General features: G+C 61.3%; 11 protein-coding genes. 1 reads left to right on the top strand and 10 read right to left on the bottom strand.

Features of this window, described 5'->3' with window-relative positions; translation table 11 throughout:
- Nucleotides 1-4 precede the first annotated feature (4 nt).
- The 3 genes from ACXPVS_RS20670 to ACXPVS_RS20660 are packed head-to-tail and all read right to left on the bottom strand — an operon-like array spanning nt 5 to nt 5,480.
- Entirely contained in the window at nt 5-601 is a 597-nt protein-coding gene (locus ACXPVS_RS20670) for a glutathione S-transferase (protein WP_458511591.1), read from the bottom strand.
- The gene (locus ACXPVS_RS20665; protein ID WP_458511590.1) at nt 598-4,239 is read right to left on the bottom strand and encodes an AAA family ATPase; all 3,642 of its coding nucleotides are present in this window, start codon (nt 4,237-4,239) and stop codon (nt 598-600) included. Before ACXPVS_RS20665 ends, ACXPVS_RS20670 begins: the two co-directional genes overlap by 4 nt.
- Nucleotides 4,236-5,480, bottom strand: coding sequence for an exonuclease SbcCD subunit D C-terminal domain-containing protein (locus ACXPVS_RS20660; RefSeq protein ID WP_458511589.1), 1,245 nt, complete (start codon nt 5,478-5,480; stop codon nt 4,236-4,238). The genes ACXPVS_RS20665 and ACXPVS_RS20660 overlap by 4 nt, the downstream gene beginning before the upstream one ends.
- Before the next feature lie 201 nt (nt 5,481-5,681).
- Between ACXPVS_RS20660 and ACXPVS_RS20655 the strand changes: the two genes are divergently transcribed.
- Nucleotides 5,682-6,374, top strand: coding sequence for an ATP-binding cassette domain-containing protein (locus ACXPVS_RS20655; protein WP_458511588.1), 693 nt, complete (start codon nt 5,682-5,684; stop codon nt 6,372-6,374).
- On the opposite strand, the gene ACXPVS_RS20650 is transcribed toward ACXPVS_RS20655, so the two are convergent.
- The 7 genes from ACXPVS_RS20650 to ACXPVS_RS20620 all read right to left on the bottom strand — a co-directional run bounded on the left by ACXPVS_RS20650 (nt 6,362) and on the right by ACXPVS_RS20620 (nt 13,752).
- Nucleotides 6,362-8,014, bottom strand: a complete 1,653-nt coding sequence (locus ACXPVS_RS20650) for a BatD family protein (protein ID WP_458511587.1) — start codon at nt 8,012-8,014, stop codon at nt 6,362-6,364. The two genes, ACXPVS_RS20655 and ACXPVS_RS20650, sit on opposite strands and share 13 nt — an antisense overlap.
- A complete protein-coding gene (locus ACXPVS_RS20645; RefSeq protein ID WP_458511586.1) occupies nt 8,011-9,750 on the bottom strand; it encodes a tetratricopeptide repeat protein in 1,740 nt (579 codons plus the stop codon). The genes ACXPVS_RS20650 and ACXPVS_RS20645 overlap by 4 nt, the downstream gene beginning before the upstream one ends.
- The gene (locus ACXPVS_RS20640; protein WP_458511585.1) at nt 9,747-10,826 is read right to left on the bottom strand and encodes a vWA domain-containing protein; all 1,080 of its coding nucleotides are present in this window, start codon (nt 10,824-10,826) and stop codon (nt 9,747-9,749) included. The genes ACXPVS_RS20645 and ACXPVS_RS20640 overlap by 4 nt, the downstream gene beginning before the upstream one ends.
- A complete protein-coding gene (locus tag ACXPVS_RS20635) occupies nt 10,819-11,313 on the bottom strand; it encodes a DUF4381 domain-containing protein (protein WP_458511584.1) in 495 nt (164 codons plus the stop codon). The genes ACXPVS_RS20640 and ACXPVS_RS20635 overlap by 8 nt, the downstream gene beginning before the upstream one ends.
- Complete coding sequence (locus tag ACXPVS_RS20630) at nt 11,310-12,254, bottom strand: DUF58 domain-containing protein (RefSeq protein ID WP_458511583.1); 945 nt, start codon at nt 12,252-12,254, stop codon at nt 11,310-11,312. The genes ACXPVS_RS20635 and ACXPVS_RS20630 overlap by 4 nt, the downstream gene beginning before the upstream one ends.
- 5 nt (nt 12,255-12,259) lie before the next feature.
- On the bottom strand, nt 12,260-13,219 hold the full coding sequence (locus ACXPVS_RS20625) for an AAA family ATPase (RefSeq protein ID WP_008150800.1): 960 nt from the start codon (nt 13,217-13,219) through the stop codon (nt 12,260-12,262).
- Nucleotides 13,220-13,395: 176 nt separating this feature from the next.
- A complete protein-coding gene (locus ACXPVS_RS20620) occupies nt 13,396-13,752 on the bottom strand; it encodes a hypothetical protein (RefSeq protein ID WP_458511582.1) in 357 nt (118 codons plus the stop codon).
- Between the last annotated feature and the right edge of the window lie 109 nt (nt 13,753-13,861).

The raw sequence follows: 13,861 nt of genomic DNA, 5'->3' as shown, positions 1-13,861 counted from the left end.
GGTGTTATTTCTGCATCACGCCAGTAAATAGCTCCGACTCCAGAAACCGCTGCAACCAGGCCTGCAAACGATGATAGGGCGACTGCCCGAACCACTCGCGATCCACATGAGCGAATTGCCGCACAAACGGCATCAGCGCCACATCCGCCAGGCACGGATGCTCGGCCAGCAAGTAATCACGACCCTCCAGCAACTCGTCGAGCCTGCGCAGAAACACCTCGCCCTCGGCGCGATAAAACGCCATTGGCTGCTCGGGGTATCGCTCGGCGTACTTGTAGCGATTCAGGTGCACCTTGAACACCTGATCGTTTTCTTCGATCAACCCGGCGATGTGTTGCTGCCCGACAGGATCATCCTTGAGCAACCAATCCTGCGGATCGCTCTGCGCCAACGCCCAGCGCATGATCGCCAGGCTTTCATCGATCACCTGACCGTCGACGCTCAGCACCGGCACCGTGCCTTTGCTCGACAGCGTCAGCATTTGGGCAGGTTTGGCCTTCAGGCTGACCTCGACAATGTTCACCGCAACCCCTGAATAGCGCAGGGCCATGCGCGCCCGCATCGCGTAGGGGCAGCGGCGGAAGGAATACAGCGTATTCATTTCACCTCCAGGGTACTTAGGCCATTGCCCTGACGGCAGACCTGAATCTGCACCGGAATCCGTTCATGCATTTCCTGCACGTGTGAAATCACCGCGACTTTTCGTCCCTGTGCTTGCAAGCCATCAAGCGCATCCATGGCCAGTTGCAGGGATTGCGGGTCGAGGCTGCCGAAGCCTTCATCGATGAACAGCGATTCGATTTTCAGCGTGCTCGATGCCATTGATGCCAGGCCCAAGGCCAGGGCCAGCGACACCAGGAACGTCTCGCCGCCGGACAACGAATGCACCGAGCGCAGTTCATCACCCATCTCGGTGTCCATCACCAACAAACCGAGCATGCTGCCACCACGTTTGAGGCGATAGCGCCGCGCCAGTTGCCGCAACTGAACGTTGGCGTGATGCACCAGCAGGTCGAGGTTGTAGGCCTGGGCGATCTTGCGAAAGGTATCGCCCGTGGCCGAACCGATCAATGCATTCAAACGTGCCCAGCGCTGGTATTCGGTATAAGCATCGGCGATCTGCTGCGCGAGGGCCTGGTTGGCGTTTTGCCGACGCTGATCCTCAGCCTGTTCGGCGCGCAGTTCGGCGCAACGGTGTTCGCTGGCGGTGAACAGGTTTTGCAACTCGGCAAGCGCTGTCGCCAGCTGTTCGGCGTCGAGATTGGCGTTGTGCTGTGCTTGATGATTGAGCAGACGCTGATCGCGCTCCTGTAACAGGACCGTGGTTTGTTCGATGGCTTTTTCGCTTTGCTGCAGTTGCTGACGCAGTTCGCTGACCTGCTGGTCGTCGACACTCAGCAGATCTTCCAGACCACCGTCATCCAGTTCCGGGTGCAATGCGCGCCAGTCGCCAATCTTGCCGCTCAGCTCGTGATCTTCGGTGTCCAGTGCCTGTGAGCGCTCCTGCTGGGCCTTGAGTTCGGCGCCCAGTTGCACCAGGTGCGTACGCACGGTTTGCAATTGCTGATTGGCCGTCGTTTCGGCATTGCGCGCCTGTTCGACAGCCTGATCCAGTTGCTGCTGCCACTGCTCGGCACCGGTGTGTTGGCCGAGCAATTGCGTAAGTTTTAGCTGGCAGGCCTGTTGCTGGTCGGCTAGGGCGGTGAACTGTTGCTGGGCCGTTTCCAACTGCTGGAGGCGAGTGAGTTGGCGGTCCTGTTCTTTCTCCAGCGTCTGCTGCCGTTGTTGCTCTTCGCTGAGCTCATCGCGTTGCTGGTCGAGTTGTTCCAGACGCTGGGCGATCTGCCGGTCCAGTTGCATGAAGGTCGCGGCCGGTTCGTTGCGCAGCGCTTGCAGCGTATCGGCCGGGAGCAGGGTACTGAACGCCGTCAACTCCTCGTCCAGACGCTGTCGATCACTGCTCAATTCACGTTGCTGGTTGGCCAGGTGTTGGGCCGCTTGCTGGCTCGCCGCTTCAGCGCTACGCAGTTGTTGTTGAAGGCGCGCGGCGTCTTGTTGCAGGGTGAGCAGGGCAGTTTGCCGTTGTTCGTCCTGAGTAATGCTTTGGTTTAGCTGACTGCTTTGCTGCGTCAGCCAGGCATCGCGTTTGAGCGCATCCTGCGTGAGCAGTTGGGCAGACAACGGATGTGCTTCAAGGCTCGGTGCCAGGCTCTGTTGTTGGGTCGCAAGGTGTTCTTGCTGTTGCAGCAACTCCTTTTGCTGCGCAATCACGCCGCCCACTTCAGCGCGCAGCTCAGTGAGCTTTTCTTTCAGCTGGTCGACGGCTTTTTGTGCGTTGGCCTGTTCGCTTTCATCATGCCGGCCAAGGCTTTGCAGCAGGGCTTCGGGCTGATGATAGGGATGGTCGGGACTGCCACAGACCGGGCACGGCTGATCGTCCTGCAACTGCTCGCGCAGTTCTTCGACGCTGGCGCTGCGGGCCAGGCGCTGGCGTTCCAGCAGTTCGCGGGTGACGGTCAGGGTTTGTTCGGCAACGACCAATTCGCTCTTGGCTTTCACACCGTCCTGGGTCAGACGTTCTCGTTCTTGCTGAGCGGTGAGCTGGCGTTGCTGGAGTTCGGCCGCGCGCTTGTCCAGTTCCTGCTGACTGGCCCACAGTCGCGTCAGCGCTTCAAAAGCCCGCTGCTGCTTGCGGTTGTCTTGCAACAGACTACCGAGAATCTGAATCTGCTCGGCCACCGCTTCCGGTTCGGCGCCGGCCTCTTTGTACAGCACTTCAAGGCTCTGGCACTGGGTGGCCAGATCCTCGGCAGCGCGAGCGGCGCTTTGTTCCAGGGCGGCCAGTTCGGCCTGGCCCTTGTTCAGGCGATTGCCGATCAGCATCAGCTGTTGCAGGCGATCACGATAGGCGTTCCAGGCATCGCTCAAGGGCGCCAGAGGGCTGCTTTGCTCAAGCTCCCCGGCAATCCGCTGCAAACGTTCGGCGACCTGTTTCTGTTGGTCCAGCAAGCCTTGGATCGTGTTTTGGCCCTGAGTACAGGCCAGATCCGCCTGCTGCTTGAGGTCGGCACTGAGACTGGCGTCTTTGACCAGGCGGGCGAGGGTGCTTTGCGCTTCGAAGGCCTGACGTAGCAGCGGGGCGCTGGAGGCGTGTTGGCCTTGGGCTTCGACCCGCGCGGTCTGCGCCGCGCTCAGGCTGTGTTCGAGTTGCGCCTGGCGCTCCTGCAGCTCGGTTTGCTGTTGGGTGTGCTGCTGAATTTGCACGGCCAGCGGTGCGAGTTGGGCGGTGAGTTCGGTCTTGCGGGCGAACTGGTGCCGTTGTGGGGCCAGTTGCTCCAGGCGAGTCAGCTTCAACCGTTCGCCGGCCAGAACTTCCCAGTGCTGTCGGGCCGATTGCAGCTGTTCGGTGGCGCTCTGTTGTTCGTCCTGCAACTGACGCAAATCCTTGAGCCAGGTGTGTTGCAGTTCCAATTGCTTGAGTTGTGCTTGCTGGGTCTTGAGTTGTTGCTGAGCCTCGCTGAAGCGTTCATCGAGTTCTGCTCGAACTTCTGGCGATAACGGCGTCACGCCGGTGGCCTGGTCTTGCAACAGTTTGTGGGCTTCGCGAGCCTCTTTGGTTTTGTCGAACGCCCGGCGGCCGAGGCGCGTATAGAGCGCGGTGTCGGTGAGTTTTTCCAGCAGTTCGCTACGTTCGTTGTCGTTAGCCTTGAGAAAAGCACTGAATTCACTCTGGGCCAGCAGCACCGCGCGGGTGAATTGCTCAAAGTTCAGGCCCAGTACGGCTTCGAGCTGGGTTTTGAATTCAACTTTCTGACTGGCCAGCAGTTGATCCAGATCGATGTCGCGCAAACTCTGACGACTGGCTTGCAGCTTGCCGCCGGCCTTCTCGCGGGCGCGATTCGCTTCCCAGCGAGCGCGGTAACGACGGCCATCGATGCCAACGAAATCTACTTCGGCATAACCTTCACCCGTGCCGCGACGCAGCAGCGTGCGGGGGTCGCCAGTGCTGATCTCGCCGTCGGCGTCTGGCGCTTTGGCAGACACCTGAGCGTTGCTCAGTCGAGGCACAGCACCGAACAGCGCCAGGCACAAGGCGTCGAGCAAGGTGCTTTTGCCGGCGCCGGTCGGCCCGGTGATCGCGAACAGACCGGCGCTGGCCAACGGCTCAGCGGTAAAGTCGATTTCAAATGGCCCGGCCAGGGAGGCGAGGTTTTTCAGGCGGATCGCGAGGATCTTCATGGTTGTTCGCTCTCCATCTGCACGTCTCGCAGCAACTCGGCGAAGTCCTTGAGGGTTTGCTCGTCGACCTCGCTGCCGTAGTTGTCCTGCCAGGCGCGGCTGAACAGTTCCTGAGGCGTGAGCTGGTCGAGTTCGATCAAGGTCGTGCCGTCATCCATTCCATCGCGGCTGCCATTGCCGGCATACTCAGCGGCGATCCGCACCAGACGCACGGCTTTGCCTTGCAGGGCGGTTTCCACTTGATAACGCAAGTCGGGTTGCGGTTCATCGAGACGGACTCGAACTTCCAGCCACGGCTGGCGCTGGATATCGGCCAGCAGGTCGATGTTCGGCAAGGCGGCCAGTTGCAGCAGGATTTCCGCCAATGGCGCGGGACCGATGCGTTGCAGATTCACTGCCCGGGGGATCAGTTTGGGTTCGACGCTGACCAGGGCTTCACCCTCGAGTTTGATGTCGAGAATCTGGTGCTGATAGCCAATTTCGGAGAACGACAGCGGAATGGGCGAGCCGCTGTAGCGGATACGCTCTTCACCATTGACCTTCTGCGGCTTGTGCAAATGACCGAGGGCGACGTAACTGATGCTCGGCCCGAACAGGCTGGCGGGCAGCGCTTCGGCGTTCCCGATGATCAGGCTGCGCTCGGAGTCTTCCGACACGGAGCCGCCGGCCATGTGCGCGTGGCTGATAGCGATCAGTGCCTGGCCCTGCTTGCGTTTGGCATTAGCCGCTTCGATCAGCCATTCGTGAACCTGACCGATACCGCGCAAGTAGTTGTCGCCCAAGTGCGCGCCGGTCACTTCGGCGGGGCGCAGGAACGGCAGCGCCAGGCACCAGGCGACGGTTTGGCCCTTGGCATCCGGCAATGGCAGCAGCAGGCGCTCGGCGTCAAGTTGACCGTCATCCAGCCACAGCACTCGACCCAGCGCATGCGTGCGCAAACGCCGCATCAACGGCGCGGGCAGTTCAATGCGCGAGCCGGAATCGTGGTTGCCGGCGATCATCACGATCGTCAGCTTCGGCTGCTGTTCATGGGCGTTGACAATGAAGTCGTAGAGACGCTCCTGGGCTTTGACCGGTGGGTTGACCGTGTCAAAGATGTCGCCGGCGATCAGCAGCACATCAGGTTGGTCCAGCTTCAGTTGGCGCAACAGCCATTCGAGAAAGCAGGCATGTTCGAAATCGCGTTCCTGGCCGTGCAGGTTTTGCCCAAGGTGCCAGTCGGAGGTGTGAAACAGGCGCAAGGCGAACTCCGTAGGAAATAAGGTGATGGCCGCGAGGAAAATAATGGCGGCGAAAGGGGAGGGAGTTTACTGGCAAAAGACCGGGGATGCTGAATGCCTTGAAAGATTGCCTGTCGATTGGAGGGTGTAATTTCAGTAGGGTAGAGGGCAGTCGAACGCTGTTGCGTCGCATCAAGGAGTTTTATTGTTTAAGGAGGCGTCATGACCCAATGGTTACTTCAACTTGATCAAGTGTCGTTCAACCTGCCCGGCGGGCGCGTGCTGTTCGATCACTTGAACCACACCTTCAATACCAGGGCCACTGGCATCGTGGGCGCCAATGGCTGTGGCAAGTCCTTGCTTGGCCGGCTCCTGACGAGGGAGCAACTGCCCACCAGCGGCATCGTTCGCCGTGAAGGGCGGGTTTACGCCGTGGCGCAGCGTCAGCAGCGGCGTAATGCGCGTGGCGACCGTCAGGCCCGCGACGGCAATCAGACCAAGCTGATCACCAACGCCCAGAAAGAGCGCAGTGAAAACAGTCAGGGAAAATTGCGCCTCAATCAACAGGTGGCCCAGGAGCAGCAGCAACAACGTATCGCCGAGGCGCGAACCCGGTTGGCGCAGATGGGCATTGATGCGGGACGTGCGATGCTCAAGACCTGTCAGTTGAGCGGTGGCGAACGCCTGAAAATAGCACTGGCTGCGCAGCTATATGCACAGCGGCCGCCGCAATTGCTGTTGCTGGACGAGCCGGACAACCATTTGGACTTGCCCAGTAGAATTGCGCTGGAGCAGATGCTCAATCAGTACCAAGGGGCGTTGATCGTCGTCTCCCACGACGGCGCTTTTTTACAGGCCATTCATCTGGACGTCGAGTTCCATCTCGACGACAGCTCGGGCCGTTACTTTGGATAAAGCGGCGGCAACCCGCTGTCACCCACCGGGTCCTGAACCCGCTCGGCAATCGGAATCGCCTTGATCGCCCGCCACAGATCGTCACCTTGCCAATGTTGGCCGGTTTCGCTGTAGAGCGCGCCGTTCAAGCCGTCGAGGGCGTCGGACAACGGCACAAAACGCGCCGCCATCTCGGCCAGGGTTTCCGGTTGTTGCCGGGCCCAGGCGTCGAGGGCCTGGCGGGTGGCGTGGGAGTCGTTGGCCTGACAGGCGCGCTTGAGATCGTCGAGCACGGTGCGTGGACTCGGGCCGGTCTGCGCCGCGCGCAGGATCGCCGGTTGCCAGCGGGCGCGCCACCAGAGACCGAAGCCCAGCAGGGTGGTGCCGGCCAGGATCAGGGTGCTGAGTTTCCACCACCAGAGGGCTTCGTTGTCGGCAGCGGAAATGGCTTGTGGCGTGCCGGCCGGGGTGTCGGCCATCAGGCTCGGATTATTCGCCACTGACAGGGTTCGGGCCGGCAGGCTGCTGTGATCCAGGTGGTCCTCGAAGGTGTTCCACCAGACCACTTGGACCGCTGGCAACTCGATTGCGCCACTGCGCGTTGGCACCAGGGCCTCACGATCTTCGCGGCTGCCGATCAGCCCGCGCTCGCTGTTCTGGTTGCCCAGCACCGGTTGATCCGGGTAGCGTCGCAAACCGTTGCCGTCGGTGGCCGGCAGCGGCGGCAATTGCGAACTGGACAGGCCTTCAGCCTTCACCGTCAGACTGCGGGTCAACGAATCACCCACCTGCGCGTGATCCGGTTCCGGGCTCCAGCTTTCGCTCAGGCTGAGACTGCGGGCCGGCAGCCATGGCATGTCGGCCGGGTAGGTGATGGGTTTGGCTTTGACCGTCAGCAGAATCTCGGCGGAGCTGACGCGCATCAGTTTGCCGGATTTCGGTGCCTGCGCGGCGGCGTCCTGGGCGGGCTGTGCGTCCACGAGTACCGCATTGAATATCTGCGGCGCAATGATCAACTCACCGCTGTGTTGCGGGTAGATCGCGTAGCGCATCTCGATCACGCCGTGGCGCAGGCCATTGATGTCTTTCTCGTAGGTGCGCGCCTCGCCCAGTTGCTCGATGCGCACATCGGGGATCTGCAAGGGAGGGAGGCTGCTGTCGTCGTACAGCGACACCGAATGGTAGATGCGCAAGGTCAGGATCGCCTGGGCTTGCACGTACACGCTGTTGTGATCGAGGCTGGCGTCGATGAACACCGGGGCCCGTTTGGTCGGGCTGTCTTGGGTTTCGGTCTCGACCACTTGCACGGTGATGGGCTGGCTCTGCACGTCACCCAGTTGCAGTGTCGGGATAACCACGCTGCCGTTCTGCCGAGGCAGCAGGGTGATGATCCAGCGGGTGGTCGCACGGTTGTCGCCGTTCAGGGTGGTCAGTTGGTTGACTTGACGGGTGCCGCGCACTTCGAACAGCGGCTCCAGCGCGGTCAGATCAGGCTTGCCGAACTGCGTCACGTCGTTGGTTTCCAGGGTCAGTTCAATCGTTTCGCCGCTGTTCAGGCGACTGCGGTCGACACTGGCGAACAGCCCGGCTGCCTGTGCCTGAGCAGTACAGAGCAACAGGGCGGGCAGCAGTGCGAGCAAGAAAACGGTGAAGCGGGTCATCGAGTTTTTTCCTGATCCTGATGTTGTTGCTGTTCGTACCAAAATTTGCGTCTGAGCAATTCACCCGGATCATCCGGGATCTTGCGCAGCCATTGCTCCAGTGCCTGGCGCTGTTCACCATCGATGCTGTCGCTGGCCGGGCGCATCGGTGGTCGGGTGCTGTCTTCATCCCCCAGTTCGCTGCCCGGGACTTCATTGGTGCCGGTTTTCGGCGGCGTTGTACGTGGCTGCTCGGAATCCTTCGTGGTTTGTTGGCCGTCGGTTTTCGGTTCACCTTTATCTGACGATTGCGTGGCCGCGCCCGGCGGCGGCTCTTGCGTGGGAGGCTCGGTCTCGTTGCCGGCGTTTTTGTCTGGGGCAATGGGCGGTGGTGTGTTTTTCTGCTTGAGCAGACTTTCCACCAGCGCCTTGTTGGTCAGGGCCGGACGCAAATCCGGTTGATGTTCCAGCGCTTGTTCGTAGGCATCCAGCGCGGCTTCCAGCTCACCGCTTTTGGCCAGGGCGTTGCCACGATTGTAGTGGGCGTGGGCGTCGCTGCCTTTGGCGAACCGCTGGACGGCGCCGTTGTAGTCGCCTGCTTCGTAGAGCGCCACACCTTGCCATTGTCGATCTTCGAAATGCTGTGCAGCCTCGGCTGGACGCTTCTGCTTCAGCAAGATCAGCCCCTGTTGGTCGGGTCGCAGCCACAAATCGTTGAAGTCGAAGGCATAACTCGGTTGTGGCAACAGCAAGAGCAATGGCAGACAGAACAACCAGCCGCGCCGACCGGCGCACGCCGCCAGCAGCAGCAACGGCAACAATAACCAGTAACCCTGATCGGCCCACGTGTCGAGGCGCAGGGTCTGGCCGTCGTTGCGCAGTGCGTGGGGGCCCTCGAGCAAGCCGAGTGCGCGCAAGTCGGCATCGTCCAGGCGCGCGTGGCGATAACGTCCGTCCAGACCGTTGGCAAAGGCTTTCAGGCTGGGTTCGTCCAGATGTGGCACCAGAATCGCGCCCTTGTCGTCCTTCAGAAAACTGCCGTCCTCCCGGGTGATCGGCGCGCCTTCGGCTGTGCCGATACCGAGCATCAGAAATTGTGTCGACTTGCCGCCCAGCGCCTGTCGAATCCCTTCGCGTTCCTGTTCGGTCAAGGTTGAACCGATCAGCAGGATCCGCCCTTCGCCGAGGGCGCCCTGATCCAGCAGCGCAAGGGCCTTGGCCACCGCCAGATCGGCCCGATGTCCGGTTTCGGGCATGAGCGAAGGTTTGAGGGCATTCAATAGATTGAGGCTGGTCGACAGGTCATCCGACAGTGGCACCAGCGTGTGAGCACTGCCGGCGTAGACGACGATCGCGGTCTGGGCATCGCGGCGGTTCTCCAGCAGGTCGAACAGCTTGCGCCGGGCCTGTTCCAGTCGGTTGGGTGGTACGTCGGTGGCGAGCATCTGCGGGGTCAGCTCAAGGATCACGACCAGCGGGTCGGCGGGTTTCTGGCTGGCTTGCTCGACACGTTCCCAGCTCGGCCCGAGCAGCGCCAGAACGGTCAGTACCCAGGCACATCCAAGAATGACCCACGGCAATTTGCTGTCGCGACCATTGCCACCACTGAGCAATGCCGCATGGAAGGCCGGCGGCAGAATCATCTGCCAGCGCCCGGCGCGCTTCTGCCGATGCCAGAGTTGCCAGAGTAACCCGCCGAGCAGTGGCAACAACAGCAACCACCAGGGGCGGAACAAGTATGGCCAGAGTGCGCTCATCGGCGCCTCCGCAGACGCAGGCGTTTAAGCCGCTGGCGCCAGTCGGGCAGTGGCGTTTGTAAAAACAGATCCTTGGTAAACAGTCGCTGCAACGGGTTGTCAGGCCAGCGCTCGCGAGCCACCAACAACATGCTCAATAACAACGCGATCGCCAAAGGCCAGTGGTACAACGCCTGAGCCGGGCGAGCCTGAGTCGGTTGCTGGGTCACCGGTTCCAGTGTGTCGAGGGTGTCCGTGATCGCGTGCAGCTCCTTGTCATCATGGGCACGAAAATACTGGCCGCCCGTGGCTTCGGCGATCGCCCTCAAGGAGGGCTCGTCGAGGTCGAGGCTTGGGTTGACCCCCAGGAAACCCAAAGTGCCGCTTTGCTCCGGGTCGGCGCCGATACCGATCGGGTAGATTTTCACGCCTTCGCTGGCTGCCAGCCGAGCAGCCGTGAGCGGGTCGATTTGGCCGCCGTTGTTGGCGCCGTCAGTGACCAGAATCAGTACACGGCTTTGTGCCGGGCGTTGGCGCAGGCGTTTGAGGGCCAGGCCAATGGCATCGCCGATGGCGGTGTTCTTGCCCGCGATGCCGATCCGCGCTTCGTCGAGCCACACGCGTACCGTGTGCCGGTCGAACGTCAGCGGTGCTTGCAGATACGCCTGACTGCCGAACAGGATCAGGCCGACGCGATCGCCGTCGCGACTTTCAAGGAAGTCACCGAGCAACTGCTGAACCAGCGTGAGTCGACTGACCTCTTCGTCCTGCCATTGCATGTCCGGGAAATCCATCGAGCCCGACACGTCGACCGCGACCAGCAGATCGCGACCGCTGGCGGCGATGGGCAGCGGTTCGCCAAGCCATTGCGGGCGCGCCGTCGCAATCAGTAGCAACAGCCACAGCAGAATGAACGGTGCCTGTTGGCGCCAGGCCGGCAGGTTGGGCCGGGCGCGGCGGCGGGCCAGGCCTTCGAGGTCGCCGAGGAAGCTGACTTTGAGCGCCGGCTCGCCACTGTCGGCGACAGGCAACACAATGCGCATCAGCCAAGGCAGCGGCAATAGGGCAAAGATCCACGGCCAGGCGAACTCAAACATGTTTACGAATCCAGGTGTCGACAGCCTGCGTCAGGCCGGCGATGGCCTTGTCGTCGAGTTTGCATTCAGGTTTGTAGGCGCCTTCGACCAGCACCATCCAGCGGGTCAGGCCGGCAGCCGGGCAACGGTTGTCGAGAAATGCCAGCCATTTTCGCCCGTTGAGGGTATGGCTCTGGCTATAGGGGTAATGGTTGCGGCACAGGCGTTTGAGCAAACCGTTGAGTTGCTGCAGCCAAGCACCGGCCGGAGCGCCGTCGTAGGGTTTGGGCATCCGCGCGAGTTCGGCCAGCGCGGCGAGGCGTACCGGGTCCAGCGGTTGTTCGGCGCGCACAATCGGGCGTTTGTTCGAGAGCAAGCGCCTTACCTTCCACAGACCGAAACCGATGAGTGGCAGTAACAACAGCAACAGCCACCAGCCCGGTGCCGGTGGCCAGAACTCGATCGGTGGCGGGGAGATCAGCGGTTGCAGTTGATCGAGGCTGCTCATCGAGCTTTCCCCGGTTTCTGTGGGTTCAGGTACTCGCGCAACTGTTCAACCATCTCACTCTGGGTGCTCAGGGGCATTAGCAATACCCGGAGTTTCTGCGCCAGCAACTCCCAGCGAGCGATGCGGACTTCGGCTTGGGCACGATAGGTCTGGCGCAACTCGAAATTCAGGGTGTCGAGTTCCAGTTGCGCACCGCGTTCGGCGAAACGTAAAAGTCCGGCGGCGGGCAAGGCGTGATCCAGTGGGTCGGATACCGGCAGCAGCAGTAGATCGCAATGGCGCGACAACAAACTCAGCTGTTGTTCGGCGCCCTCGGTCAGGGTGCGTTCGTCGCAGATCACGATCACCAGGCTGCCGGGACGCAATACTTCCCGGGCGCGGCGTAGGGCAATGTTGAAGGCGTCGCGGTCCGGCTCGCTTTCCGTGTGCAGCGACTGATTGACCCTCACCAGACGGTTGAGCAATTGCAGGAGGCTTTGTTTGTTACGTCGTGGCTTGATTTCATAGTGTTCGTTGTTGCCGAACACCAGTCCGCCGACTCGATCGTTATGACCCAGTGCCGCCCAGCCGATCAGGCTCGCGGCCTGGGCAGCGAGCACCGATTTGAACATCAGTCCCGAGCCGAAAAACAGCCGGCGACTTTGTTCGACCATGATGAAAATCGGCCGCTCGCGCTCTTCATGGAACAGTTTGGTATGGGGTTCCTGGGTGCGGGCGGTGACGCGCCAGTCGATGCTTCGCACGTCATCGCCGGCCTGATAGACCCGCACCTGATCGAAGTCCACCCCGCGCCCGCGCAGTTTGGAGTGGTGCAAGCCGATCAGCGGGCTGCGCTGGCTTGGGGTGGAAAACAGTTGCACTTCACGCACGCGATGGCGCATCTCGATCAGCTCGGCGAGGCTGACACGGATGCCCGGCTCGGGCGGCAGGAGGGCGTTCATCGGGGTCAAGCGACGGCTACGACGTCGAGAATCCGCTGGACCACCCTGTCCTGGTCGATGCCCGCGGCTTCGGCTTCAAAAGAAAGAATGATGCGATGACGCAGCACATCGAACAGCACCGCTTGAATGTCTTCCGGGCTGACGAAGTCGCGACCGGCCAGCCAGGCGTGGGCCCTGGCGCAACGGTCGAGGGCGATCGAGCCGCGCGGGCTGGCGCCATAGGCGATCCACTCGGCCATCTCCGGGTCGAACTTGGCCGGGGTGCGCGTGGCCATGACCAGTTGCACCAGGTATTCCTCCACGGCGTCGGCCATGTACAAGCCGAGGATTTCCTTGCGCGCGGCAAAAATCGCCTGCTGGCTGACTCGGCGCTCGGGCTTGGTTTCGCCATTCAACGCCTCGCCACGGGCCTGTTGCAGGATCCGTCGTTCGACGGCGGCGTCTGGGAAGCCGATTTTTACGTGCATTAGGAAGCGGTCGAGCTGCGCTTCGGGCAGCGGATAGGTGCCTTCCTGCTCGATCGGGTTTTGCGTGGCCATCACCAGGAACAGCGGCGACAGCTCATACGTGCTGCGCCCGACGCTGACCTGGCGCTCGCCCATGGCTTCGAGCAGGGCGGATTGAACCTTGGCCGGGGCGCGGTTGATTTCGTCCGCCAGCACCAGGTTGTGGAAGATCGGACCTTGCTGGAACACGAAACTGCCGGTTTCCGGGCGATAGATTTCCGTACCGGTGATATCGGCCGGCAACAGGTCGGGAGTGAACTGGATGCGATGAAACTGTGCCTCGATGCCTTCGGCAAGTTCTTTGATAGCCTTGGTCTTGGCCAGGCCCGGGGCGCCCTCGACCAGCATGTGGCCGTCGGCGAGTAAGGCGATGAGCAAGCGCTCGATGAGTTTTTCCTGGCCGAGAATCTGCGTTGAAAGAAAGGTTCGCAGCGCTAGCAGCGCTTCACGATGTTCCATCGATGACTGTTCCTGGAAAGGGTGACCGAAGACGTTCGAATAACGCCAGGGCTTGGGGCGTTACTTTAATCTATCGCGGGGGGCGGCGACTAACGGCATTTTGTGCAATCTGCGGATTAACGTTCGTTCCCACGCCGAACGTAGGAACGATCTGTGTCCGGAAGGGAAGGGAGGGGTCAGCTCAGTTCGCTTATATAAGTGCCAGTGCCTTTAAGGATGTTCTGCAACGTTTCTTCGACTTCAGCCAACTCCGCTGCATCAGTGCTGTGAATGATTTCCAGCGAATCATCACCATTCAGCGCATCGGCGTCAGCGGCAGCGATTTCGATCAGCAGGCGGGTGGGGCTGAGGGTGACTTTTACGCCGTCGAGCGTCGAAGGTTCGCCGTCGAGGGTGATGTCCAGCGCGTCCTCGTCCGGGTAGCGGGTCATCAGGAACATATCGCCCTGATCGCTGTGGCAGCAGAGCATGGCCATGTTGTCTTCTTCGTCATCGCATGGGTTGACGATCAAGAGGGCGGTGGTCATTTGCATGGGGAATTCCTGGCTCGACGAGCGTTGTGAAGACGAACAAAAGGCGATTCTGCCAGCAGACGGGAATTTCTGCTCGCCTGAGTGTTAGAGGGTGTGTCGTGATCATCCA

The sequence above is a fragment of the Pseudomonas sp. Ma2-10 genome (genome assembly GCF_054330215.1).
The sequence above is the reverse complement of the archived record's forward strand: the minus strand, read 5'-3'. Positions and strand labels throughout refer to the sequence as shown.